The 24090-nt window shown below is 65.2% G+C and carries 24 protein-coding genes; 10 read left to right on the top strand and 14 right to left on the bottom strand.

From position 1 onward, the window contains the following. Nucleotides 1-10 precede the first annotated feature (10 nt). Complete coding sequence (locus BraRD5C2_RS24000) at nucleotides 11-1105, top strand: citrate synthase/methylcitrate synthase (protein ID WP_223972139.1); 1095 nt, start codon at nucleotides 11-13, stop codon at nucleotides 1103-1105. Between the two features lie 107 nt (nucleotides 1106-1212). On the opposite strand, the gene BraRD5C2_RS23995 is transcribed toward BraRD5C2_RS24000, so the two are convergent. After that, entirely contained in the window at nucleotides 1213-1848 is a 636-nt protein-coding gene (locus tag BraRD5C2_RS23995; RefSeq protein WP_223972137.1) for a J domain-containing protein, read from the bottom strand. A 109-nt stretch (nucleotides 1849-1957) separates the two neighbouring features. On the opposite strand from BraRD5C2_RS23995, the gene BraRD5C2_RS23990 reads away from it, so the two are divergent. Together BraRD5C2_RS23990 and BraRD5C2_RS23985 are read left to right on the top strand one after the other, a co-directional pair. Further along, a complete protein-coding gene (locus BraRD5C2_RS23990; RefSeq protein WP_028338206.1) occupies nucleotides 1958-2233 on the top strand; it encodes a BolA family protein in 276 nt (91 codons plus the stop codon). Between the two features lie 88 nt (nucleotides 2234-2321). After that, complete coding sequence (locus BraRD5C2_RS23985) at nucleotides 2322-2810, top strand: hypothetical protein (RefSeq protein ID WP_223972134.1); 489 nt, start codon at nucleotides 2322-2324, stop codon at nucleotides 2808-2810. Nucleotides 2811-2953: 143 nt separating this feature from the next. Here BraRD5C2_RS23985 and BraRD5C2_RS23980 read toward each other — a convergent pair whose 3' ends face one another. From BraRD5C2_RS23980 to BraRD5C2_RS23970, 3 genes are all read right to left on the bottom strand, one after another. Next, nucleotides 2954-4264, bottom strand: a complete 1311-nt coding sequence (locus BraRD5C2_RS23980) for an HlyC/CorC family transporter (protein WP_223972130.1) — start codon at nucleotides 4262-4264, stop codon at nucleotides 2954-2956. Between the two features lie 117 nt (nucleotides 4265-4381). Next, entirely contained in the window at nucleotides 4382-5524 is a 1143-nt protein-coding gene (gene aroB, locus BraRD5C2_RS23975; protein ID WP_223972127.1) for a 3-dehydroquinate synthase, read from the bottom strand. Next, on the bottom strand, nucleotides 5521-6153 hold the full coding sequence (locus BraRD5C2_RS23970) for a shikimate kinase (protein ID WP_223972124.1): 633 nt from the start codon (nucleotides 6151-6153) through the stop codon (nucleotides 5521-5523). Before BraRD5C2_RS23970 ends, aroB begins: the two co-directional genes overlap by 4 nt. Before the next feature lie 145 nt (nucleotides 6154-6298). Between BraRD5C2_RS23970 and BraRD5C2_RS23965 the strand changes: the two genes are divergently transcribed. From BraRD5C2_RS23965 to BraRD5C2_RS23945, 5 genes are all read left to right on the top strand, one after another. Beyond that, the gene (locus BraRD5C2_RS23965; protein WP_016843561.1) at nucleotides 6299-6445 is read left to right on the top strand and encodes a hypothetical protein; all 147 of its coding nucleotides are present in this window, start codon (nucleotides 6299-6301) and stop codon (nucleotides 6443-6445) included. 17 nt (nucleotides 6446-6462) lie between these two features. Next, the gene (gene xerD / locus BraRD5C2_RS23960) at nucleotides 6463-7434 is read left to right on the top strand and encodes a site-specific tyrosine recombinase XerD (RefSeq protein WP_223972121.1); all 972 of its coding nucleotides are present in this window, start codon (nucleotides 6463-6465) and stop codon (nucleotides 7432-7434) included. A 202-nt stretch (nucleotides 7435-7636) separates the two neighbouring features. Further along, nucleotides 7637-8599, top strand: a complete 963-nt coding sequence (locus BraRD5C2_RS23955) for an acetyl-CoA carboxylase carboxyltransferase subunit alpha (RefSeq protein WP_223972118.1) — start codon at nucleotides 7637-7639, stop codon at nucleotides 8597-8599. 229 nt (nucleotides 8600-8828) lie between these two features. Further along, nucleotides 8829-10301 (top strand): L,D-transpeptidase family protein, encoded by a 1473-nt coding sequence (locus tag BraRD5C2_RS23950; RefSeq protein WP_249788359.1) that lies wholly within the window; start codon nucleotides 8829-8831, stop codon nucleotides 10299-10301. Nucleotides 10302-10628: 327 nt separating this feature from the next. Next, complete coding sequence (locus tag BraRD5C2_RS23945; RefSeq protein WP_223972117.1) at nucleotides 10629-11024, top strand: nuclear transport factor 2 family protein; 396 nt, start codon at nucleotides 10629-10631, stop codon at nucleotides 11022-11024. 32 nt (nucleotides 11025-11056) lie between these two features. Here BraRD5C2_RS23945 and BraRD5C2_RS23940 read toward each other — a convergent pair whose 3' ends face one another. The 9 genes from BraRD5C2_RS23940 to BraRD5C2_RS23900 form a co-directional block, all read right to left on the bottom strand. Continuing rightward, nucleotides 11057-11290, bottom strand: coding sequence for a cysteine rich repeat-containing protein (locus tag BraRD5C2_RS23940; protein WP_223972114.1), 234 nt, complete (start codon nucleotides 11288-11290; stop codon nucleotides 11057-11059). Nucleotides 11291-11369: 79 nt separating this feature from the next. Next, a complete protein-coding gene (locus BraRD5C2_RS23935) occupies nucleotides 11370-12071 on the bottom strand; it encodes a branched-chain amino acid ABC transporter ATP-binding protein (RefSeq protein WP_223972111.1) in 702 nt (233 codons plus the stop codon). Continuing rightward, on the bottom strand, nucleotides 12064-12798 hold the full coding sequence (locus BraRD5C2_RS23930) for an ABC transporter ATP-binding protein (RefSeq protein ID WP_223972108.1): 735 nt from the start codon (nucleotides 12796-12798) through the stop codon (nucleotides 12064-12066). The genes BraRD5C2_RS23935 and BraRD5C2_RS23930 overlap by 8 nt, the downstream gene beginning before the upstream one ends. Continuing rightward, nucleotides 12785-13885, bottom strand: a complete 1101-nt coding sequence (locus BraRD5C2_RS23925; RefSeq protein ID WP_223972105.1) for a branched-chain amino acid ABC transporter permease — start codon at nucleotides 13883-13885, stop codon at nucleotides 12785-12787. The genes BraRD5C2_RS23930 and BraRD5C2_RS23925 overlap by 14 nt, the downstream gene beginning before the upstream one ends. Before the next feature lie 7 nt (nucleotides 13886-13892). Next, a complete protein-coding gene (locus BraRD5C2_RS23920; RefSeq protein ID WP_212311940.1) occupies nucleotides 13893-15113 on the bottom strand; it encodes a substrate-binding protein in 1221 nt (406 codons plus the stop codon). Between the two features lie 5 nt (nucleotides 15114-15118). After that, complete coding sequence (locus BraRD5C2_RS23915) at nucleotides 15119-15976, bottom strand: branched-chain amino acid ABC transporter permease (RefSeq protein WP_223972103.1); 858 nt, start codon at nucleotides 15974-15976, stop codon at nucleotides 15119-15121. A gap of 42 nt (nucleotides 15977-16018) precedes the next feature. Further along, the gene (locus BraRD5C2_RS23910) at nucleotides 16019-17533 is read right to left on the bottom strand and encodes an amidase (RefSeq protein WP_223972101.1); all 1515 of its coding nucleotides are present in this window, start codon (nucleotides 17531-17533) and stop codon (nucleotides 16019-16021) included. A 183-nt stretch (nucleotides 17534-17716) separates the two neighbouring features. Then, nucleotides 17717-18880, bottom strand: a complete 1164-nt coding sequence (locus tag BraRD5C2_RS23905; RefSeq protein WP_223972099.1) for a substrate-binding domain-containing protein — start codon at nucleotides 18878-18880, stop codon at nucleotides 17717-17719. Nucleotides 18881-19032: 152 nt separating this feature from the next. Then, complete coding sequence (locus BraRD5C2_RS23900) at nucleotides 19033-20214, bottom strand: substrate-binding domain-containing protein (protein WP_223972097.1); 1182 nt, start codon at nucleotides 20212-20214, stop codon at nucleotides 19033-19035. A 178-nt stretch (nucleotides 20215-20392) separates the two neighbouring features. Between BraRD5C2_RS23900 and BraRD5C2_RS23895 the strand changes: the two genes are divergently transcribed. After that, the gene (locus tag BraRD5C2_RS23895; protein ID WP_038387042.1) at nucleotides 20393-20836 is read left to right on the top strand and encodes a MarR family winged helix-turn-helix transcriptional regulator; all 444 of its coding nucleotides are present in this window, start codon (nucleotides 20393-20395) and stop codon (nucleotides 20834-20836) included. Between the two features lie 21 nt (nucleotides 20837-20857). Here BraRD5C2_RS23895 and BraRD5C2_RS23890 read toward each other — a convergent pair whose 3' ends face one another. Continuing rightward, a complete protein-coding gene (locus BraRD5C2_RS23890; RefSeq protein WP_223972095.1) occupies nucleotides 20858-23293 on the bottom strand; it encodes a spermidine synthase family protein in 2436 nt (811 codons plus the stop codon). 351 nt (nucleotides 23294-23644) lie between these two features. Here BraRD5C2_RS23890 and BraRD5C2_RS23885 point away from each other — a divergent pair, with 351 nt between their 5' ends. After that, nucleotides 23645-24079 carry a VOC family protein gene (locus BraRD5C2_RS23885; protein ID WP_223972093.1) on the top strand — a complete coding sequence of 145 codons (435 nt, stop codon included), beginning with the start codon at nucleotides 23645-23647 and terminating at the stop codon, nucleotides 24077-24079. Nucleotides 24080-24090: the final 11 nt, after the last annotated feature.

The raw sequence follows: 24090 nt of genomic DNA, 5'->3' as shown, positions 1-24090 counted from the left end.
AGATCGGGCCATGAACATGATTCTCACCAAGAGCCAGATCGGTCTGGATGGCGTCCCCGCCGCCGAGACCGTGTTGAGCCATGTCGACGGCGAGCGCGGCGAGTTAATCATCGCCGGCGAGCACGTCGCCAGCCTCGCAGGCAAGTCGAGCTTCGAGGGCGTCACGGCGCGGCTGTGGAACGGCGCCACCGGCAAATCGCTGAGCGAGGCCAATGTCCGCGCCAGCCTCGGCGCCGCCCGCGAACGCGCATTCGCCCGGCTGCCGGACCTGCTGCCGGCGACGCGCGGCATGTCGATCGTCGACGGCTTCCGTGCCGCTGTCGCAGGCCTCCGCGGCGAGAACGGGCTGGAGCACGAGGCGACCATCGTCGGCGCCTTCCCGGTGATCGCGGGCGCCCTGGTCCAGCACGCCAAGGGACATGCCCCGATCGCGCCGGACCCGAATGCCAGCCACGCCGCGGACACGCTGCGGATGCTGCGGGGCGGCAAGGCCGAGCCGCGCGAGGTTGCGGCGCTCGACGCCTATTTCGTCACGGTCTGCGATCACGGCATGAATGCGTCGACCTTCACCACGCGGGTGATCGCCTCGACCCAGGCCGGTCTGTTCGCGGCCATCACCGGCGGCTATTGCGCGCTGACCGGCCCGCTGCATGGCGGTGCGCCTGAGCCGGTGCTCGAGATGCTGGATGCGATCGGCACCCGCGAGCGCATCAAGCCCTGGGTCGACGGCGCGCTGGCGCACGGCGAACGGCTGATGGGGTTCGGTCACCGCGTCTATCGGGTGCGCGACCCGCGCGCCGACGTGCTGAAGGTCGCGATCGAGCAGCTGGAGGCCAGTGGCGCCGACCTGCCGTTCGCCGGCGAGGTCGAGGCCTATATCCGCGCAGCACTGCGCAAGAAGAACCCGGAGCGGCCGCTGGAGACCAATGTCGAGTTCTTCACCGCGATCCTGCTCGATGGGCTTGAGATCCCGCGACAGGCGTTCACGCCAATCTTCGCGGTGGCCCGCGCCGCCGGCTGGACCGCGCACGCGCTCGAGCAGCGGCGCACCGGCCGGCTGATCCGGCCGAGTTCGTCGTATGTCGGAGCAGTGCCGAAGGGCTGAGGGCTGAGGGCTAGCGGCGAATCGACAGCGGAGCCACGAACTCCGCTGTCGTCCCTGCCTAGTGCGCAGTTGCGCACGGGAGCAGGGGCGACGAAGACAGCGAGACCCTACGCCTCGCGCACCACGGTCTTCAGATAATTGTACGCCTTGATGATCTCGATCAGGCGATCCTCGGTGGAGCGGTCGCCGCCATTGGCGTCGGGGTGGTGCTGCTTCACCAGCGCCTTGTACTTCGACTTGACGTCTTCGAGCGTCGCGCCGGCGCCGAGCCCCATCACCAGCAGCGCCTTGCGCTCGGCGTTCATGACCTTGCGGGTCTCGGGCTTGGGCTCCGCGCCGCCCGGCCCGGGCCGCCAGCGGCCGCGGCCGTTGAGCTCGGAGAACACGTGGAACGGATCGGCGGCGGCGTCGAGACCGCTCTCCTTCTTGCCGTTGTTGGCGCCCATCTTCCAGGTCGGGCGATGGCCGGTCAGCGCGTCCTTCTGGTAGCGCGCCACGTCGTCAGGATTCATGCCCTGGAAGAAATTGTAGGACTGGTTGTACTCACGGACGTGATCGAGACAGAAGTGCCAATACTCGCGCGAGTTCTCGCGACCCTTCGGGGCGCGGTGCGCGCCCTTGTTCTGGCAACCCGCCCACTCGCAGGCAACAGCCTGCTCGCCGGCTTGCGCCTGGCGCTTCGCACTCACCTTGGTCGGCTTGATGCGAATGGAGTCGAAGAATTTAGATGAATCGATCGGCATGTTCTCTTTGACTACGCAATGCACAAATCTTCAAGTCTTGACATTGCGCAGACCTCGTTTCCCGCTTGCACCATTGACGAAAAGCCGTCGCGGACCTAACTCCGCCGCCATGAGCACCAAAGACGCTATCATAAACAAGTTGCGTGAAGCTTTCTTGCCCGAAAGCCTCGACGTGGTCGACGAGTCACATCTGCATGAGGGCCACGCCGGCCACAGGCCAGGCGGCGAGACACATTTCAGGGTATATATTGTGTCTCCGGCCTTCGAAGGGAAGAGCCGGATCGAACGCCATCGCATGATAAATGCGACGCTGGCGCAGGAACTCGCCGGCTCGGTGCACGCGCTGGCGATCCACGCCCACGGCCCCGGGGAAAAGCCGCGCTAGCGCGCGCTTGGCTCAAGACGAAGCAGCGGTTTTCCGTTATGAGAATGGGACCTCGGGCGACGGACCTGCGCCATCTGCAAGCAGGTGAATGATGGATCGTATCGCCACGCTTGATATGGGGCCATTGATGATCCCTTGCTGGCCACGTTTCCGGTCGATTGTCGCCGCCGCCGGCCTGCTCCTGATCTGCGCGATGCGCCCGGCCGCAGCGCTGGATATGCCGAGCCCGTTCGTCCAGGAGGTGCTGATCAAGAGCATCCTGGTCTCGCTCAACGATGCGGTGGCCGCGAACAATTTCACCGTGTTCCACGCCAAGATCTCAAAGCCGTTCCGCGACCAGTTTTCGCCGGACAAGCTGAAGACGATCTTCAAGGACCTGGTCGACAAGCACGCGGTGTTCGACGCGGTGGTCGCCAAGCCGATCGTGCTCGATGAGGACGCCAAGATCGACGACAAGGGCGTGTTGCGGCTGAAGGGCCATTTCGACACCACGCCCAAGCAGGTGAAGTATCAGCTCGGCTTCATCCCCTCCGACGGCGCGTGGAAGCTGTCGGGCATCACGATCGATATCGAGTAGGCTAGCGCCCTTTCCTAACCCGTCATCCTGAGGAGCGCGTAGCGCGTCTCGAAGGATGCACGGCCACTAGTCGGGCCGTCGACCCTTCGAGACGCCGGTTCGCGGCTCCTCAGGGTGACGGTGATGGACCGTCGTTCGATTGGCTAAAACGCCGTCCCTGCCCGCTTCGGCTTCTTCTCGTCGAGCTCGGCGGCCTCGCGCGGGACGGCGACGATGCGCAGCGCGGTGATGCGGTTGCGCTCGCGGCGGAGCACGCGGAAGCGGAAGCCGTGGAAGGTGAAGCTCTGGCCGCGATCGGGAATCGAGCGCGCCTCGTGGATCACGAGGCCGGCGACCGTGGTCGCCTCCTCGTCCGGCAGGCGCCAGTCCATCGCGCGGTTGAGGTCGCGGATCGGCACCGAGCCGTCGACCACGACCGAGCCGTCCGGCTGGGCGCGCACGCCGGCGACCACGACATCGTGCTCGTCGGAGATGTCGCCAACGATCTCCTCCAGGATGTCCTCCAGCGTCACCATGCCTTCAACCTCGCCATATTCATCGACCACGAGGGCGAAGTGGGTCTTGCGGCGGCGGAACGCCTTCAGCTGTTCGGAGACCGGGCGCATCTCCGGCACGAACCAGGGCGGCAGCGCGATCGCCGAGGCATCGATCGCCGACATGTCGCCCTCATTGGCGCGCATCGCGCGCAGCAGGTCCTTGGCGTGGAGCACGCCGACGATGTTCTCCGGCTTCTCGCGCCACAGCGGGATGCGGGTGTATTCGCTCGCCAGCACCTCGCGCACCAGCTCCTCGGGCGGCAGGTCGGCGTTGACCATGGTCATCTCGGTGCGGTGGACCATCACGTCGGAGACCTGCAACTCGCTGAGGTCGAGCAACCCGCCGAGCATGTCGCGGTCCTGCTTCTCGACCTTGCCTTCGTGATGCAGCAGATCGACCGCGCCGCGCAGGCGTTCGGTCGGCGACAGGATGGCCTGATGCGCGCCGATCTTGATGCCGAGCAGCCGCATCAGGGCGCGGACGATCCCTTCGATGATGGTCAGCAGCGGGCCGAGCACGAACACCGTCAGCCGCATCGGCCGGGCCACCAGTAGCGACACCCGGTCCGGCGCATTGATGGCGACGGTCTTGGGCAGCACTTCCGCGAAGATCACCACCAGCACCGTCATCACGCCGGTGGCATAGAGCACGCCGACATCGCCGAACCAGGCGGTGAAGATGCCGGTGGCAAGCGCAGAGGCGCCGATATTGGCGATATTGTTGCCGAGCAGCAGTGCGCCGATCATCCGCTCGCGCATCGCCATCAGGCTCGAGACCACCGTGGCGTCGCTGTTGCCCTGCTTCGACAGCCGCAACATGCTGGCGCGCGAGGCGCCGGTCAGCGCCGTCTCACTCGCCGAGAAGAAGGCGGAGACGAGCAGACAGAGCAGCACGATCGAGAAGGTCAACCATCCCACTGGCTTAATCCGTGGCTAGAGCACGATCCGGAAAAGTGTGCAGCGGTTTTCCGAAAAGATCATGCTCAAATCAAAGAGATAGAGTGGGATGACGATTCGAAGAAGAGTCATCCCGCTCTAGGCCTTCAGCTTGGCTTGCAGGAAGTCGCGCACCGGCTGCGGCTCGACATTGTTGGCAATCACGGCGCGGCCGACCGCCTCCAGCAGGATGAAGGTGAGCTTGCCGCGCTTGACCTTCTTGTCCTGCGCCATCAGCGCCAACAGAGCGTCGGCATCGGCAAGCCCTTCCTGCGTGAAGCCTGCGATATCCTGCAGACGCGTCGGCAATCCTACCGCGGAAAGATGACGCGCGATGCGGGCCGCATCGTCGGATGAAATCATGCCGAGCTGCGCGGAGAATTCAGCCGCGAGCACCATTCCGACCGAAACGCCCTCACCATGGAACAGGCGGTCGGAGAAGCCGGTCGCGGCTTCCAGCGCATGGCCGAAAGTGTGGCCGAGATTGAGCAGCGCGCGCTCGCCGGTCTCGCGCTCGTCGCGGGAAACGACGCCGGCCTTGGCGCGGCAGGAGGTTGCGATCGCATGCTCGCGCCCCGCACCGCCCGAGAAGATGTCGGCGTGGTTCTTCTCCAGCCAGGCGAAGAAGGCCTCGTCACCGAGGATGCCGTATTTCGCGACCTCGGCGTAGCCGGCGCGGAATTGGCGCGGCGACAGGGTGTCGAGCACCGAGGTGTCGGCGATGACCAGCACCGGCTGGTGGAAGGCGCCGATCAGGTTCTTGCCCTGCGGCGAGTTGATGCCGGTCTTGCCGCCGACGGAGGAATCGACCTGCGCCAGCAGCGAGGTCGGCACCTGCACGAAATCGACGCCGCGGCGCAGGATCGCAGCCGCGAACCCGGCGAGATCGCCGACCACGCCGCCGCCGAGCGCGATCACCAGATCGTTGCGCTCGATCTTCGCCGCGATCAGCGCCTCGCTGACCTGCGTCAGCGTGGTGTAGCTCTTCGAGCCCTCGCCCTCCTCGACGACGATCCGCGAGGTCGGCACGCCCGCGGCCGCCAGCGACGCCTCGGCCGGCTCCAGCCAGTGTTTTGCGACGGTGCGGTCGGTGACGATGGCGGTCCGCACACCGGGCCGCAGCGCCGCGATCCGCTCGCCCAGCGAGGCCAGCACGTCGCGGCCGATGACGATGTCATAGGCGCGGTCGCCGAGCGCGACGTCGACGGTAACGGAGGCGGAGTGTTTCAAGGGTGCAGTCATGAGGTAGCGTTCAATCCATCAGGTGGTGGCTCGCCGGCCGGATGCACGCCGCACAGATGCGCATGCAGGGCCGCGAGGCATTCGTCGACGATGCGGTCGTGCGGCACGTCGCGCGAGGCGATCGTCAGATCGGCGGTCTGGTAGACCGGCTCGCGCTCGCCGAGCAGCCGGTTCACCGTCGCCTCGGGATCGGCGGTCTGCAGCAGCGGACGATCGGCGCGGCGGCGGACCCGGCGCATGATGATATCACTGTCGGCCTTGAGCCAGATTGAAACGGCGCGGTCGCGGATCTTGCTGCGGGTCTCCTCGCGCATGAAGGCGCCGCCGCCGGTCGCCAGCACGACCGAGCCGCTGTCGAGGATGCGGGCGATCACCCGGGCCTCGCCGTCGCGGAAATACGGCTCGCCATGGGTCTCGAAGATCTCCGGGATCGTCATGCGCGCCGCCGCCTCGATCTCGGTGTCGGCATCGGTAAACGGCAAACTGAGCCGCAGCGCCATCCGGCGGCCGATAGTCGACTTACCGGCCCCCATCATGCCGACCAGCACGATCGACCGCGTCCCCAGCGCAGCCGTGATATCGGCCTCCAGGGTCGGGTGGGTGGGCGCCGGGACGGCTGCGTCGGACATCAAAAAGCTCGGATATTGGGACGATTTGTTCAGAATTCGAGCCACCTATACTACCCCCGGCGATACCGTTACCAGCGACTCTTGCAACGGCGCGGGGAACATGTTGGATGATTTCATTGGTTAATTCGCCGCCTGAGTCGCCTCCATGCCCAGCCTGTTCCGCTTCCTGACGGTCGTCGCCGTGATTTTCGGGATCGGCTACGGCATCGTCTTCGCGCTGGCGAATTTCGTGCACCCGAAACCGCGGGAAATGACGGTGACCATCCCGCCGGATAAATTCCTCAAGAAATAGGCGCTATGAGTCTTGGCATGACCGCTGCTGCCAAGAAGACCCCTGCCAAGTCCTCCGACGCCAAGCTGACCGCGTTGTTCCTCGACATGCTCGCCGCGGAACAGGGGGCCGGCGCCAACACGCTCGACGCCTACCGTCGCGACCTCACCGACTTCTCCGACTACCTCGCCCATGCCGGCGCCGATTTCACCAGTGCCGACACCGAGGCGCTGCGCGGTTACCTCGCTGACCTGGACACGCGCGGCTTCAAGTCGACCAGCGTGGCGCGGCGGCTGTCGGCCATGCGGCATCTCTACCGCTTCCTGCTCAACGAACGTATCCGTGGCGACGATCCGGCCGCGATCCTGTCCGGCCCGAAGCGCGGCCGCGGCCTGCCCAAGGTGCTGTCGATTGCCGATGTCGACCGCATGCTGACCCGCGCCAAGGAATTGACCCAGACCGACGTCTCGCCGGCGCAGCGGCTGCGCGCGCTGCGGCTGTACTGCCTGCTCGAGGTGCTCTACGCCACCGGCCTGCGCGTCTCCGAGCTGGTGTCGCTGCCGGTCTCCGCGGCGCGGCGCGACGCACGGATGATCGTGGTGCGCGGCAAGGGCAACAAGGAGCGGCTGGTGCCGCTGAACGACGCCTCGCGCCAGGCGATGGCGGACTATCTCGCCGCGCTGGAGGTGATGCAGCCGAAGGCGAAGAAAACCGCGCCGTCGAAATGGCTGTTTCCCTCCTCCGGCGAGAGCGGCCATTTGACCCGGCAGCATTTCGCCCGCGACCTGAAGGAGCTCGCGAGCGCCTCCGGCCTCGCACCGCGGCTGGTGTCTCCGCACGTGCTGCGCCACGCCTTCGCCAGCCACCTGCTGCACAATGGCGCGGACCTACGCATCGTGCAGACTCTGCTCGGCCATACCGACATCTCCACCACCCAGATCTACACCCATGTGGTCGAGGAGCGGCTGAAGAGCCTGGTCCGCGACCTGCATCCGCTGGCGGAGAAGTAAGTCCGGCACCCGCCAGACATCGATACCTTCGCCTGATCCGCCTTGACTTCCGCGTCGTCTCCGCAGAAAGAGCGTCACCTGCCTGCGATCCCGAAGCGTGCATTCCGCCCGAATGCGCGTTAACCGATTGAAGTTACAAAACTTCTCTTGCCACCGCCGAAACCGCTTCGCTCCTCGCATTGTTCCTCCCTATATTGAGTTGATGCCCGACCCGATGCGCAGCTATCTCGACTTCGAAAAACCCGTCGCCGAGCTTGAATCCAAGATCGACGAGTTGCGTGCGCTTGCCGCGAGCGGCAGCGACATCGGCGACGAGGTCGCGCGGATCGAGGACAAGGCCGCACAGGCGCTGACCGACCTCTATGCCAACCTGACGGCTTGGCAGAAGACGCTGGTGGCGCGGCATCCGCAGCGGCCGCACTTCACCGATTTCATCGGCGGCCTGATCACCGAATTCACCCCGATGGCCGGCGACCGCAAATTCGCCGACGACGAGGCCCTGATCGGCGGCTTCGGCCGCTTCCGCGGCGAGAGCATCTGCGTGGTCGGCCAGGAGAAGGGCGCCACCACCGATACCCGCATCAAGCACAATTTCGGCATGGCGCGCCCCGAAGGCTACCGCAAGGCGGTGCGCCTCATGGAGATGGCCGACCGCTTCGGCATCCCCGTGCTGTCGATCGTCGATTCCGCCGGCGCCTATCCCGGCATCGGCGCCGAGGAGCGCGGCCAGGCCGAGGCCATCGCGCGCTCGATCGACTCCTGCCTGTCGCTCGGCGTGCCCAATGTCGCGATCGTCACCGGCGAAGGCATGTCGGGCGGCGCCATCGCGATCACGACGGCGAACCGCGTCCTGATGATGGAGCACGCGATCTACAGCGTGATCTCGCCGGAGGCCGCGTCTTCGATCCTGTGGCGCGACGGCACCAAGGCGCAGGAAGCCGCCAACAGCATGAAGATCACCGCCCAGGACATGCTGCGCTTCGGCGTGATCGACCAGATCCTGAAAGAACCCTCCGGCGGCGCTCATCGCGACCCCGCCGCGATGATCGCGCTCACGGGCGACGCCATCGCCCAAGCGTTCAACGACCTACGAAATCTTGATCCGGACGCGATTCGCAAACAGCGGCGCCAGAAGTTCCTGGATATCGGCCGCAAGCTGGGTTGACCCACCCAAACCGCCCAATTTTTCGACCAAATCGGCCGATTTTGCCGTAATTGGGCCCCGAGCGGGGTCTTTAACGTTCCTTGAACCATGCCTGCTACCGTGAAGGCTGTCAGCCTCGGTTCAGGTTGCGAGCAGGGGTGGTCGAAGGCTAATATTTTACACAATGGCTTCAGGGCATATTCGCCGTGTTGGGGTCGCGAAAATCGCCCGGTGGGTGTGGAGCTCGGACTTGACTCATCGCACGCTCGTACGCGCGCTTCTGACTTCGGCGGTCCTCGCCGCGGGTGTCATGCTCGCCGGCTGTGACAGCGATCAGATCTCGCTCGCGCAGAATGCCAAGGCCAACCAGCCGGTCCCGCCAAAGCTCGTCGCTGCCATGACCGAGAAGGACATGGACATGCAGTCGCCGATCCTGGTGCGGCTGTTCAAGCAGGAAGCCGAGCTCGAGATCTGGAAGCAGACCCGCTCCGGCCAGTTCGCGCTGCTCAAGACCTATCCGATCTGCCGCTGGTCGGGCGATCTCGGTCCGAAGGTCCGCGAGGGTGACCGTCAGGCGCCCGAGGGATTCTATTCGATCAACCCGAGCCAGATGAACCCGCAGTCGGCCTATTACCTCTCCTTCAACACCGGCTATCCCAACGCGTTCGACAAGTCGCTCGGCCGCACCGGCTCGGAGCTGATGGTGCATGGCGACTGCTCGTCGCGCGGTTGCTACGCGATGACCGACGAGCAGATCGCGGAGATCTATTCGCTCGGCCGCGAGTCGTTCTTCGGTGGCCAGAAGGCCTTCCAGTTTCAAGCCTATCCGTTCCGGATGACGCCGGTGAACATGGCCAAGCACCGCAACAACCCGAACATGCCTTTCTGGAAGATGATCAAGGAAGGCAACGATCATTTCGAGGTGACGAAGCAGGAGCCGAAGGTCGACTTCTGCGAGAAGAAATACGTCTTCGACGCGGTGAAGGCGCCGGACGCTCTGCGCGATCCGGTGTTCAATGCATCGGCGAAGTGCCCGGCCTATGTCATCCCCGCGGAGATCGCGAGCGCGGTGCGCGAGAAGGAGCAGCGCGACGACGCGGAGATGGCCAAATTGGCCGCGAAGGGTACGCCCGTGGCCCGCCTCAACACCGGCATCGACGGCGGCATGAACGCGATCTTCGCCTCGAAGATTCCCGAAGGAAACACCGGTCTGTCCGAAGGCGGCGACAGCCAGGCGCTTCAGTCGATGTCGCTGGCGCGCGCCCCCGGCACGATCCCCGGCACGGTCAATCCGCCGCGGCCCAATCTCGCAGTCCAGCGGGAAGAGCCGGTGGTGGCGACCACGTCGTCGACCACGCCGCCGGCCAGCACCCGCGTCGCCTCGGCCAACGCGTCCGACAAATCCGAAGGCTTCTTCTCGAGCTTTGCCCGCAAGGTCGGCATCGGTGACGCCACCGCCGACGCCGGCAAGCCGGCCGCATCGCCGTCCACGCCGGCCGCCGCCGTGCCGGTCAAGCCGAAGGTCGCCGAGGCCAAGCCGCAATCGGTGGTTCGCGTCGCCCCGAAGGTGGAGCCGAAGCAGGCCACCAAGCCCGCGCCGAAGCCGCAGGTGACCAACACCGCCGCAGCCGCCCCCGCGGCGACACCGTCGACCCAACTCGCCGGCTCCGCGCCCGTCGTGCAGACCAACTCGTTCGACACCCGCTTCTCCGCGGTGAAGTGAGCGGGGGGCTTGCGCCGCGGCGCCGCCTTTCGGTAACGATCAAACTTTCCCGCCAGTACAGTGTCGTCCCGGCGAAGGCCGGGACCCATAACCACAGGGTTGGGTTGGTGAGGAAAGCTGTGGCCCCAGCGCCGCACAACAATCAACTTCGGTGGTTGTGGGTCCCGGCCTGCACCGGGACGACATCGAGTATGTTGCGCGATCTGTGAGCCAAACTTCCGCATCCACGCGACATGAATTGCCCCAGCGTCGCTCTGCCACATTCTGCTTGCCAATCGCGCACTGACGACCGTCAGATGATGCACGGGGCACAGCCGGGAGATTGCGATGGACGATCGAGCCGTACGCACGGCGTTGCAGCGCCATTGGGAGGCTTCGGACGCGAGCGATTTCGAGCGCGAGCATGAGATCTACCACGAGGATGCGGTGCTCGATTATCCGCAATCGGGCGAACGAATTCGCGGCCGGCGCAACATTCAGCAGAGCCGGACGGTGCAGCCGAACAAGAAGCGCTTCACGATCCAGCGTATGATCGGCAGCGGCGATCTCTGGGTCACCGAATTCGTGCTGACCTATGACGGCATCCCGTCCTACACGGTGAGCATCATGGAATTCCGCGACGGACAGATCGTCCACGAAACGCAGTACTTCGCCGACCGGTTTGAGCCGTCGCCGTCGCGCGCGCATCTTGTCGAGCACGTCGGCGGGACGCCGTCGCGTTGATCAACGCGAATATCTGCACCGGCTGATGACGGTTACATGCCGTGGCTTTCAAATACCTTCTTGCAGCTTGAGCTCAGGTTGGCTCGCTTCATCTGAAGGCAGCTCTGCACGGCGCCGTCATTGCCGAGGTCTTTCCGGCAGAAGCGCTGTGCATCGCGTGAGCACGCGGATTGTTCGGACTTGGTGCCGGCATGCTGCGCCAGCGCTGCACCGCTGCTCATCACGGCAGCAGCAGCAAAAAGAGTTATGATCGAAAGATAACGCATTGGTGAATTCCTCCCGCGGCCCAACGGCGGCCGGGGCGCTTCGTTCCTCGGGAACCCGGGATTCACCACGCCCCTGCGGTTACGGCGCCAGGTACCGCAGCAATTCCGGATCGTTGCGCACTTCGCTTGCGCCGCCCTGCAGCGCGACGCGGCCGCGATCCAGCACATAGGCGTAGTCGGCGACGCGCAGCGCGAGGTCGAGATGCTGCTCGACGATCACGACCGAGATGCTCTTGGCAAGCTCGATCAGCCGCTCGGTGATCTCCTCGATCACGCCGATCCAGACGCCTTCGGTTGGCTCGTCCAGCAGCAGCAGTTTCGGATTGCCGAGCATGGCGCGGCCGATCGCCAGCATCTTGCGCTCGCCGCCGGACAGCGTGCCGGCCGGCTGGTCGAGACGCTGGCCGAGCTTGGGGAAGATCTCGAGCACGCGATCGACCGCGCTGGTATCGGAGTTGGTCAGCGAGCCGACCGCGAGGTTGTCGCGCACTGAAAGCCGGGCGAACACCGAATGCTCCTGCGGCACATAGCCGATGCCGGAGCGCACGCGCTCCTCGGTGCGGCGGCGGGTGATGTCGCGGCCGTCGAAGAACAACTCTCCCGTTGTGCTCGCGAGCTCGCCGACGATGGTCTTCATCAGCGTGGTCTTGCCGGCGCCGTTGCGGCCGAGCACGGCGACGCCGCCGCGCCAGGGAATGCCGATGTTGACATCGAACAGGACCTGGCTGCGGCCGTAACCGGCATCGAGATGCCTTATATCGAGGAAGGATTGGTCAGGCACGGCGAAGATAAATCTCCTGGACGCTCTTGTTGGCCTGGATTTCCGCGACCGTCCCCGACGCCAGCACCTTGCCCTGGTCGAGCACGGTGAGGCGGTCGCAGATGTCGCGGATGAAATCGAGGTCGTGTTCGACGATGACGAGCGAGCAATGCTGCTTGATCGGCTGCAACAGCTCGCCGGTGACGCGGCGTTCCTCGAGGCTCATGCCGCCGGTTGGCTCGTCCAGCAGTAACAGCCGCGGCTTGCCGGCGAGCGCCATCGCGATCTCGAGCCATTGCTGCTGGCCGTGCGACAGCGCCGCCGCGGCATCATGCGCGCGGTCCGCGAGCCGGAACTGGGTCAGCATCGTCATGACCTGATCGTGCAGCCTGTTGCGGGTGCGCGACAGCACGAGATCGAACAGCGAGGACTGCGCCTGCAGCGCCAGCAGGATGTTGTCGTACAGCGTCAGCGTCGGCAGCACCGAGGTGATCTGGAATTTCAGGCTCATGCCGGCGCGGGCGCGCTCGGTCGGCGTGAACGCGGTGATGTCGGCGTTGACGAACGAGACCTTGCCCGTGGTCGGCATTTCGGCGCCGGCGACGCATTTCATCAGCGTGCTCTTGCCCGAGCCGTTGGGGCCGATCAGGCCGTGAAACTCGTTCTCGCCGACGGTCAAGCCTGCGCCGTCGAGCGCGGTGAGCTTGCCGTACACCTTGCTGATGCCTGATGCTTCAAGGAGCGGCATTGCCGGTCTCCTTTGGCTTTGGCGCTTTGCCGAAGCTGCCGACCCGCTCGCGCTCGCCGAGCACGAGGGAGACCAGCCCGAGCGGGCGGAACATGATCACGAGCAGCAGCAGCACGCCGAGGATGATCGGCCAGACGTCGCGGTAATTGTCCGACAGCCAGAAGCTGACGCCCTCGATGATCACGGTGCCGATCACCGCGCCGATCAGCGTGCCGGAGCCGCCGAATAACACATACAGAACGACCTGGGTCGAGAACACGACCCCCAGCATGTTGGGCCAGACGAATCCTTCGTGGAAGGCATAGAGGCTGCCGGCGAGGCCGGCGATGGTGCCGCCGACCGCAAAGATGATCGCCTTCAGATGCTGCGCCTTGTAGCCGAAGAAGGCGATGCGCTGCTCGTTCTCGCGCAGGCCCGCGAGCGCGAGGCCGAATTGCGAGCGGACCAGGAAGCGGCAGAGCAGATAGACCACGACGAGGATGCCGAGCACCATGTAGTAGTAGACCGGCCCCTCCTCGAACTCGTAGCTGCCGAGCGTGAGCGGCGGGATCGACGGGATGCCGTTCTGGCCGCCGAGATAGTACCAGCCGCGCGCCAGCCGGTCCGCCGCGTAGGAGCCGGTCAGGGTACCGAGCGAGACGAAGATCACGCTCGAGGGATAGCGCCCGAGCAGCAGGAAGCCGCCGAGCAGCAGCGATGCGGTGAGGCCGATCAGGGTGCCCGCCGGCAGGATCAGGAGGATCGAGGTGACATTGAGGTCGCGCGCCAGCAACGCCACGCCGTAGCCGGCGGCGCCGAAAAACAGCGCCTGGCCGAAGCTCATGATGCCGGCATAGCCCCACACCAGGTCGAACGACAGCGCGAACAGCGCGAGGATCACCACGCGGGTGGCGAACACCGTGAGATAATCCTGCAGCACCCATGGCAGGACCAGTGCGATCAAGAGCACCAGCCCTTCCACGATCGGCAGGACCTTCCATCCTGCCGATGCCTGTCCCGCCGGCGCGCGCGCGGCCGGTGCGCCATCACCTGTCACGACATCCGGTTCCTCACGGATGCGTGCGACGGCCTGCTCTGCTCCACCCATGGATTGCTCAGCATTCCTTGGGATCGACGAGACCGGCGCTGCGCGCCACGATCTCATAGTTCCCGCCTTTGGCAACAGCGGTGTACATCTTCATCTTGCAGTGCCGCTTGCCCGGCACCATTTCGGCCGGTCCGCCGGGCCCTTCGGCGATCTTGGCGTGATCGAGCGCGGCCGCAACCGAGTCACGATCGACCTTGCCGGCTTCCTTGACCGCGGCTTCCCACAGCTTGAGGCCGCGATAGGTTCCGGTGGCGGCGCTGCCGGCCGCGAACAGGAAGTTGCCCGGAAAATCCTTCTCATAGGCCGCCTGGATCTTGGCGTTGAACGGATCCTCCTTGGTCAGCACCTTGAAATAATCGAGGCAGCTCGCCAGCCCCTCGATCTCGCTGGCCTGGTTGATGTTGAGCGTGTTCTCGTCATAGTAGACGCAGGCGAGCCGTCCGCCGTTCTTGAGGAAGCCGGCTTCATAGAGCTGCTTGAAGAACGGCCCGACACCAGGCGGGATCACGGTGTTGAAGACCACGTCGACCTTGTTGGAGATGATGCGGTTGACGGTGGACGAGAAGTCGACCTGGTCGAGCGGGTAATACTCCTCGAACACGACCTCGCCGCCATTGTCCTCGATCACCTTGCGGGCGTAGACGTTGAGCGTGTGCGGCCAGACATAGTTGGCGCTCGGCAGCGCGAACTTCTTGCCGCCGTTCTTGATCAGCCAGGGAATGAATTCGTCGCATTGCTGCGCCGGCGTCGGCCCGGTGCAGAACAGATAGGGCGTGCACTCCTTGCCTTCGTATAGCTGTGGATAGATGTAGAGCGTCTTGCCACGCGCCACGATCGGGTCCTTGATCGCGTTGCGCATCGACGAGGTGATGCCGCCCAGCACCATGTCGACCTTATCGCGCTGGATCAGCTTGCGGACGTTGCCGACTGCGACCGATTCGTTCGAGGCGGTGTCCTCGATGTAGAGTTCGAGCGGCCGGCCGAGCAGGCCGCCGCCGGCGTTGATCTCCTTGATCACCATCTTGGCGACATTGGCGTCGGCATTGCCGGCATAGGCGATCGGGCCGGTCAGGTCGGTTGCGATGCCGACCTTGATCGGGCCTTCAGCGGCGTTGGCCCAATCGGGCCTCACCACCCAGCTTCCGACGCCGGTCGCGAGCGCACCGGTCGCGAAGGCGAAATTGCTCATGAAGCGGCGGCGCGTGAGATTCATGCGTTCAATCGACATGGTGATTAGACCCCTTTCCCAGCAATGAGGCCTTGCGGCCGGAATTTGATGAAGGCGATGGCGAGCACGAAGACGAGGACGTCGGCGACGACGGGAGACATGACCCATGGCAGCGCCGCGCTGAGCGTGCCGATGACGCCGGCGCCGGCGACCGGACCGATGAAGGAGCCGACCCCGCCGACCATCACGGCGACGAAGCCCTGGATCAGGAAGCGGATGCCGAGATCGGCAAACAGAGAGAACACCGGCACGATCAGCGCGCCGGCAAGCCCGGCCAGTGCCGCGCCGAACGCAAAGGTCGCGCCGTAGATCAACGGCGTCGAGATGCCCGACGCGCGCGCCAGCGCCGGATTCTCCAGCGTGGCGCGGACACGAAGCCCGAAGTTCGTGCGCGCCAGCAGCAGATAGCAGCCGCCCATCACCACGAGCGTGATCACGATGATGGTGAAGCGCCAGGCCGAGATGTGGACGGAGCCGAGGTCGATCGAACCGCCGATCGGCTCCGGCACCGTGAGATAGAAGCCGCCGATCAGGCCGCGGACGCTTTCGCGGATGATCAGCCCGAGCGCATAGGTGCCGAGCATCGCCACGATCGGCGCGGCATAGAAGCGCCGGATGATCAGCGCCTCCAGCACGAAGCCGATCGCGCCGACCACGAAGGGCGCGGCGACCATGCCGGCCCAGACCGGCGCGCCATGGGCATACGCCAGATAGGTCACATAGGCTCCGAGCAGGACGAATTCGCCCTGCGCGAAGTTGAAGATGCCCATCATGCTGGCGATGATGCCGAGCCCGAGCACGACCAGCACGATGATCGCGCCGAAGCTCACGATTTCGAACACCGCGGCGAAGGTGCTAGCCATGGTGTTCGATCCATCGACCCTGCGTCTGCGACAAGCGGTGCCTCACATCTTCTTCCAATCGCCGGCCTGCTCGAAGGCATGCGCGGCGCGGTAGATGGTGGTTTCCTCGAACATCCGGCCGACCAACATCAGGCCGACCGGCAGCCCGTCGACCATGCCGCAGGGCAGCGACATTGCCGGGTGATGGGTGATGTCGAACGGCGCGGTGTTGGAGATCATCTCCAGCGCGCGGGCGACATATTCCTCACGGCTGGCATTGGCCTCGGGCAACTTCGTCGCCTTCATCGGCGTGGTCGGCATCAGCAGCAGATCATAGTCCTTGAAGGCCTTGTCGTAGGCTGCTGCCAGCCGGCGCGAGATGTTGAGCGCCTTGCCGTAGAAGCGCGGACCGAAGCTGTTGTTGATGTAGGTGCCGAGCATCATGAACAGCTTCGTGGTCTCGGACAGCGAATCCGCCTGACGGCGCCAGCCGCGATGGAAATCCATCAGCGAGGTCGAATAGAGGTCGCCGCGGCTGAGGCCGTAGCCGTCGCCGAACATCATGGTTTGGGTCAGGCCTTCGGTGCCGATCGGAGTCCAGATCGCGCCGCCGAGCATGTGCATCGGGATCGATACTGTCTCGACGCTGGCGCCGAGATCCTTGAAGCGCTTGGCCGCCTCGCGCACGCTTTCATTCACCGCGGCCTCCGCGGTCGGCTGCTCAAAGCCTTCCTTGACGATGCCGATCTTCATGCCCTTGACGCCCTTGCCGAGCGCCTTGGTGTAATCCTCGACCTTCGGCGCCTTGATCCGGGGATCGTAGCCGTCGTCGCCGGCCAGCACCTCCAGCAGCAGCGCGTTGTCTTCCACGGTCGCGGTCATCGGGCCTGTGTGGTCGACGTAGATCTCGATCGGCATGATGCCGGTGTAGGGCACGAGGCCCCAGGTCGGCTTCATGCCGTAGGTGCCGCAGAACGAGGACGGCATGCGGATCGAGCCGCCCTGGTCGCCGCCGATCGCCATGTCGACCTCGCCGAGCGCGACCACCACGCCCGAGCCCGACGACGAGCCGCCGGCCGAATAGCCCATCTTGTGCGGATTGTGCACGGCTCCGTAGGAATTGGTGTGGCTGCCGCCGGACAGGCAGAAGTGCTCGCAATGCACCTTGCCGGCGATCTCGGCGCCGGCATCCAGCATACGGGTGACGATGGTGGCGTCGAAATCGGGCACATAGCCTTCCAGCGTCGACGAGCCGTTGGTCATGGGCACGCCGGCCAGCATGATGTTGTCCTTCAGCGCCACCGTCTTGCCCTTGAGCTTGCCGGAGGCCGCGCCCTTCACCGTCGACTTGCGGTACCAGGCGTTGTGCTTGTTGTCTTCCGGCGCCGGACGATAGCCGGGCGTGCGCGGATATTTCACTTCGGGCAGCTCGTCCGGCATCGCGGCGACGAGGTTGTAGGCATCGACTGAGCCCTGCATCAGGCCGCGGAACGAGGCCACGTCCTCATCGGTCAGGGACAGGCCGCACTGCTCGGCGACGGCACGAAGTTGCGTTGGCGTGGGAAGGACGACGGTCACGGCGCTCTCCTGAAGCTTTTGATCTTTGAATTTTGATTCCTGGATCGGATCCCTTGGCACGAAGCAGCGGCGGCGCGTTTGACCCGCGCGAACCGCCCACCCCGCTGCCGTATTGAAAACGGAAATATTTTCCTTTTCAAGTATTATTTCATGGATCGGTTAGGCAGGCTGTCGCATCCGGCGTCAGATCGCCTTGATCACCCTGAAGTCGAGGCCGTCGGCTTCGGCGAGATACATCGGCATCCTGGCGTGGCCATTGCGCACCGTGACCGGACCGCGCGGGCCGCGATAGACGAGGTTGTCCGCTGCCGCGAGCAGCGCCCGCAGGTCGAGCGTGCCGGCGCGGTTGGCCGCGGCTTCAAGCAGGCAGAAGCCTTCATAGGCGGACTCGCCGCACGATCCGACCGGCGGCGCGAACGCCCCGAACATCGCGCGATAGCGATCCCTGAAATCGTCGCCGGCCTGCGAGCCGACGGAGGGGAAATAGCCGGAGGCGCAGAACAGGTTCTCGGTCTTGTCGGCGCCGATGCCGAGCAGCGCGGTTTCGTCGAAACAGCCGGCAAAGCGCAACGTGGTAGCGGCGAGCCCGGCGTCGGCGAAGGCGCGGTTGAAGGTCACGCCGTCGGTGCCGATCAGCGAGATCAGCACGACGTCGGGCTTCGCCGCGCGGATCCGCTCCAGATGCGCCGCGTGATCGTCCTCGCCGACCGGCACGAACTCCTCGCCGACCACAAGACCGCCGGTCTCCTTGATGTAGCGCTTCACGGCGCGGTGCGACTGCCAAGGCCATACATAGTCGCTGCCGATCAGGTACCAGCGCCTCGCGCGCTTCGCCTCGGCCAGCCAGTGGATCGACGGCCGGTTCTGCCAGCGCGGCGTCTCGCCGATCGCAATCACGCCCGGCGTGCGCTCACCGCCCTCATAGACCGGCGTGTAGATGTAGGGGATCTTGCTGCGGGTGATGAGGCGACGCAGCGCGACACGCACCGCGCTGGTGTGCATGCCCATGATGAGATCGACCTCGTCGGAGGCGATCGCCTGCTCGGCGCGGTCGACCACCTCGTCGAGCGGACCGCCGGCGTCGTAGACTTGGAACTCGATCTCGCGGCCGAGGATGCCGCCGCGCCGGTTGAGTTCCGCAACGGCGAGTTGCGCGGTCGAGGTCGCGGCGGGTGCCCACATCCCGGGCGAACCGGAGCAACAGAGAAAGCCGCCGATCCGCAGCCGGTTACGCGCGCCGCGCGGACCGAACCCACCCCGATCCATCGGCGCAAGCAGGCGATCCGACGCCGCCGACGCCAGGTTCCTGAACAGCAGGGATGGCGGGAACGGGAGGTCTCTTGCCATGACGTTGGACGTCGAATGCACACCTGCTCCTGTCCGGCACCGGCACGCCGCTCACGGCATCGCCCTCGCCCTTGCGGGCGACGGTGCCATTAGCTCCTGTTTTGGCGCGTTCTCTTCACGCGAACCGGTACCCACTTCGCTCGAGAACGCTTCTAGATCGTCTTGATCACATTGAAGTCGAGACCGTCGGCCTCGGCAAGATAGATCGGCATTTCGGCACGGCCGTCGCGAATGGTCACGGTGCCGCGGGCGCCGGTGTAGACGAGGTTGCGCGCTGCAGCAAACAACGGGCCCGTCGACAGCGAGCGGGCCCGATTGGCCGCAGCTTCCAGAAAGCGCATTCCCTCGTAATTGGACTGTCCGACCGAGCCGATCGGCGGCGCGTGCGCGCCGAACATCGCGCGGTAGCTGGTCTGGAACTCGTCATTGACGCGCGAAGCGACGCAGCCGAAATAGCCGGAGGCGCAAAACAGGTTCTCGGTCGCGTCCGGCCCGATGCCGAGCAGCACGGTCTCGTCCATCGCGCCCGCATAGCGCAGCGTGGTGGCGGCGAGCCCGGCTTCCGCAAAGGCGCGGTTGAAGGTGATGCTGTCGGTGCCGATCAGGGTGATCAGCACGACATCGGGCCTTGCTGCGCGGATCCGCGCCAGATGCGGCTCGTGATCGTCCTCGCCGAGCGGGACGAACTCCTCGCCGACCACCTGGCCGCCGGCCTCCTTGATGTAGCGCTTCACCGCGCGATGCGATTGCCAGGGCCAGACATAGTCGCTGCCGATCAGGTACCAGCGCTGCGCTTTCTTGACCTCGGTGAGCCAGTGGATCGCCGGGCGGCTTTCGGCACGCGGCGTCTCGCCGATCGCCATCACCCCGGGCGTCCGCTCGCCGCCCTCATAGACCGGCGTGTAGACATAGGGGATGCGGCCGGCTGTGACCTTGCGCAATGCGAGGCGGACCGCCGAGATATGCGAGCCCATGATCACGTCGATCTCGTCGAACGCGATCGCCCGCTCGGCGCGGCGCACCACCTCCTCGATCGGACCGCCAGCGTCGTACATCGACAATTCGACCTCGCGGCCGCGGATGCCGCCGCGGCGGTTGATCTCGGCGACCGCGAGCATGACGCTGTTGGCCGAGATCGGCCCCCAGATCCCGGGCGCGCCGGAGAAGGTGATGAAATTGCCGATTCTAAGCTTGCTGTCGGTGCCGCCACGGCGCGAGGAGCCCGGCTTGACGGTCAAAGCGAGATCGGCCGCGCAGGACGACGGATTTCGAAACAGGTGCGGCGGCGCGACGGGCATGCCGCCATACGCCTGGAAGGAGACCGTCGAGAGCACGCCAACTCCTGTCTGGGAAGCAGTACGCAACGCAGCCAGCGGGCGGTCGCGGCATCCGCCCCTTGGTTGGGGGAATATCCTAGGGGAAAATATTGAATATTCAACAATTGAAGTGCATATAGAAACGGCATGAGTTGCCGGACATTCATTCACCGGGTCAGGAACCAGGTCTCACGCCGTGGCTAAACCGCCGAAAGAAAACTCCCCGATCACCGAACACCTCACCTACCTGCTCGCGCAAGCCAACCGGGAGATCAACCGGCAGTTGGAGACGCGGCTGGCCAAGGAAGGCGTGCCGGTCGAGCAGTGGCGCATCCTCAAAGTGCTGTCCGACGGCAACGGACACTCGATGGGCGAGCTTGCCGACGCGGTGCTGCTCAATCATCCGACGCTGACCAAGATGATCGACCGCATGGTGTCGGATGCGCTGGTCTATCGCGTGCAGGATCCCAAGGATCGCCGCAAGGTGCTGATGTTCGTCTCCGATCGCGGCAAGGCGCTGTGCCGCCGGCTGAACTCGCTGGCGGTGAGCCAGGAAGAGCACATCGTCGAGAGCTATGGCGACAAGTCGACCACCGAGCTCAAGCGGCTGCTGGAAAGCTTGATCGGCAGCGCCAACTGAGGCAATAGGCAACAGCCTCCGCTACGACGCCACCTCGTCCTGCGCCACCAGGCTTGCCGGCCCGACCGGCGTGAGGGCGTCATCAGCGACCGGATGGGCCAGCCGGTTGCCGACGATCATGATCGCGCACACCACATAGCAGCAGACGCCGAGCGCGAACGTCGTGGTGATGCCGAACTGGATCGACAGCGCCATGCCGAGCACGGACGCAAGCATCGAGGTGATGCCGTTGGTGCTCCAGAAGAAAGGCAGCAGCCCGTCATGCCGCCGCCAGATGCCGAGGCCCAGCGGGAACATCATGCCCATGCAGAAGGCCGGCGGCGCCAGCAGCGCGACCGACACCAGGATGCGGATGTCGGTCGGCGCGGAGCGCGCCAAGGCGGTGATGGCCGGCGTCAGCAGGCCTGCGGCCACCAGCGTTGCGACCAGCGCCACGAGGCGAGCGATCAACATGGCCGGCCGCGCAGGCGCGGCACCCACCGTGGCGCTGCCGATGCCGCCGAACAGCAGGATCGTGAACAGCACGACGCTGAGCCCGTAGACGGGGTGGCCGAGGAACACCATCAGCCGTTGCATCTGCGAAATCTCGATCAGCATGAAGCCCATGCCGATCGCGGCGAAATAGGCCACCGGCGGCACCAGTGTGGCCGCCGGCATCCGCCGCATCAAGCGCGCGAAGGGAATGCCGATGTAGAAAATGCAGATGCCGAGCTGGAAGACGAGCACCCATTTGATGATGCCGAGCGCTGCGTTGTTCTGCGCCTCGAAGCCGTTCTTGAGGAACAGATCGGCAAGTCGCGCGGTATAGAAGAAGAACGGCTTGTCGTCGGTCGAGGCCGCGATGTTTACCGGCAATGAATCAAGGAAGCGCTGGTCGGCCTTGCCCGATAGCAGAGCCGAGGTGACATTGTCATACGCGATGTCAGGCCCGAGCAGCAGCTTGAATCCCCGTGCTTCCAGCCGCTCGCGCGCGCCCTGCCATTGCGCCGCCGTGAACGCCTCGGGCCGGGTCATGACCGTGACGACGCTGCCGACATTCGCCGCAATCACATGCTGCGACAGTTCGGTCATCGGCACGCCCTGATGCTGCAACGCCTCGGCCGCGATCGCAATCAGGCGATAGAACTCGCCGCGATAGGCCGTTGGTTCGTACCAGCGCGATACCGAGAGCATGCCGCCCGGCTTCAGCGCGCGGAAGAAATCGTCCCACGCCTCCACGGTGTAGAGCCGGTTCTCGGTCAGCGTCAGCCCGCCGGCTGCGGTGGCGGCCCAGGTGTCGATCAGCGAGATCTGGATCAGGTCGTAGCGATCGGGCGAGTGGTTGATGTAGCTGCGCGCTTCGGCATTGACCAGCGACACGCCGGGCTGGCGATGGAGATGGCCCGAATAATCGGCGAACTTGTCGGTCAGCACTTCGAAGATCGCGGGATTGATTTCGATGCCGTGAATTCGCTGCGCGCCGAAATACAGGCCGGAGAGGATGTCGCGGCCGCCGCCGACGCCGACCACGGCGACGTCGCCCGGCCGCTGCTGCACCAGATAGGGCGCGTTGATGACGTCGTCCTTGAGATAGGAAACCTTGGTCAGATCGCCGGAGAAGCGGGTGATCGGTGTCGCCGCGTCGGCATCGATGTCGAGATAGAGCTGCTCGATCCTGGTATCCGGGGTGCGCGAGAACGACCAGCCGAACGGAGTCGAAAGCCCGAGATCGGTCACGCGGATGCGCGAATAGGTGTTCCAGCGCTCGAACAACGTTCCGGTCTGCTGGGTGCCCTTGGCCCAGATCACGCCAAGATGGCTGCTGCCGGTTGCGGCAAGCGCGGTGTGGACCGCGGCGAGCGCGGCAAGACCAAGCGCGGCGTTGCGGCTCAGGCGCACATCGCTTCGGCCTTCGCCGTGACGGACCACGAACCAGCCGACGGCCGCGGCGCAGGCGCCGATCCACAGCGTCGCGCTGACCGGATCGATCACCAGCAGCACGAAGATGATGCCGAGGCATCCGACCGCGGCGCCGACCAGATCGGCAGCGTAAAGCCAGCCGCCGACGTTGGGCAGCCGGGTCAGGAGAAGCGTGATGCAGATGCCGCCCTCGGCGAACGGGATGGTGAAACCCAGCGCGACCACGGCGAGCGCAGACATGGCATATGCGCCGGGCACGACCAGCGGCGCATACAGAAAGGCGCACATCACGACGACGCCGCTGATCGCGAACCGCGCGGCATGGCGGGCAAACTCCGGCGCCACACGCGCCGGCGCATAGCGGGCCGAATCCTCATAAACCTTCATTGCACCGCGCGTCAGCCCGAACATCGCAAGCGCGATGGCCCCGAAAGCGAAGTGGTAATGCACCATCACGCTGAAGAAGCGGGTGATCAGGATCTGATAGGCCAGCGTGGCCGACGCCAGCACGAAGATCGCCGGATAGTAGCGGCCGGGCATAGTCGTCGCGGTCTGCAAGGCGCGGCCTCCGGATCGAGCCTTGACCAAAGAGACGCTTTGATGCGCGTTGGCGGCTCACCCGACGCGCCCGGCAATATTGAAGCACAGAGCACTAACAAGTGATTGATTGGACGAACCAATACCGACGTTGGGTAGTGGCCGGACCGGCCGCGGGCTTAGCGCAGGGTTACCGGGGCTCCAAAATCGCGAAAAATACCGCCTTACCGGCAGACAGCCGTGCCGGGAGGCTCAACAAAAAGTCCGGTCAACATGTCGGAGTGACGGTCGCGGGCGCGTCCTCCGGATGCGCTAACGCTGTGCGCGCGGTTCCGGCTCATCCTCCTCATCGATCACAAGGATTTCCCCGTCATGACTTCGATCACGCCGTTCCTCTGGCTCGACAATAACGTCCGCGACGCCGTCGCCTTCTACAAGTCGGTGTTCCCGAACGCCGAGATCGAGACCGTCAGCGACTTCATGGCGAGTTTTGAGCTCGAGGGGCAGCGGTTCTACGCTCTCAATGGCGGGCCGCAGCACAAATTCAACGAGGCGGTGTCGTTCTTCCTCAGCGTCGAGACCCAAGAGCAGGTGGATTATTTCTGGAGCAAGCTCACCGACGGCGGCCAGGAATCGCGCTGCGGCTGGCTCAAGGACCGCTTCGGCCTGTCCTGGCAGGTGATCCCGACGGCGCTGAGCCGCTATCTCGGCGACCCCGACCGCAAGGCGGCCGATCGCGCAATGCAGGCGATGCTGAAGATGCAGAAGATCATCATCGCCGATCTCGACAAGGCGTTCGCCGGTTGAGCGCGAGTAGT

It is taken from the genome of Bradyrhizobium sp. RD5-C2, assembly GCF_019972155.1.
Lineage (GTDB): Bacteria > Pseudomonadota > Alphaproteobacteria > Rhizobiales > Xanthobacteraceae > Bradyrhizobium.
The sequence above is the reverse complement of the archived record's forward strand: the minus strand, read 5'-3'. Positions and strand labels throughout refer to the sequence as shown.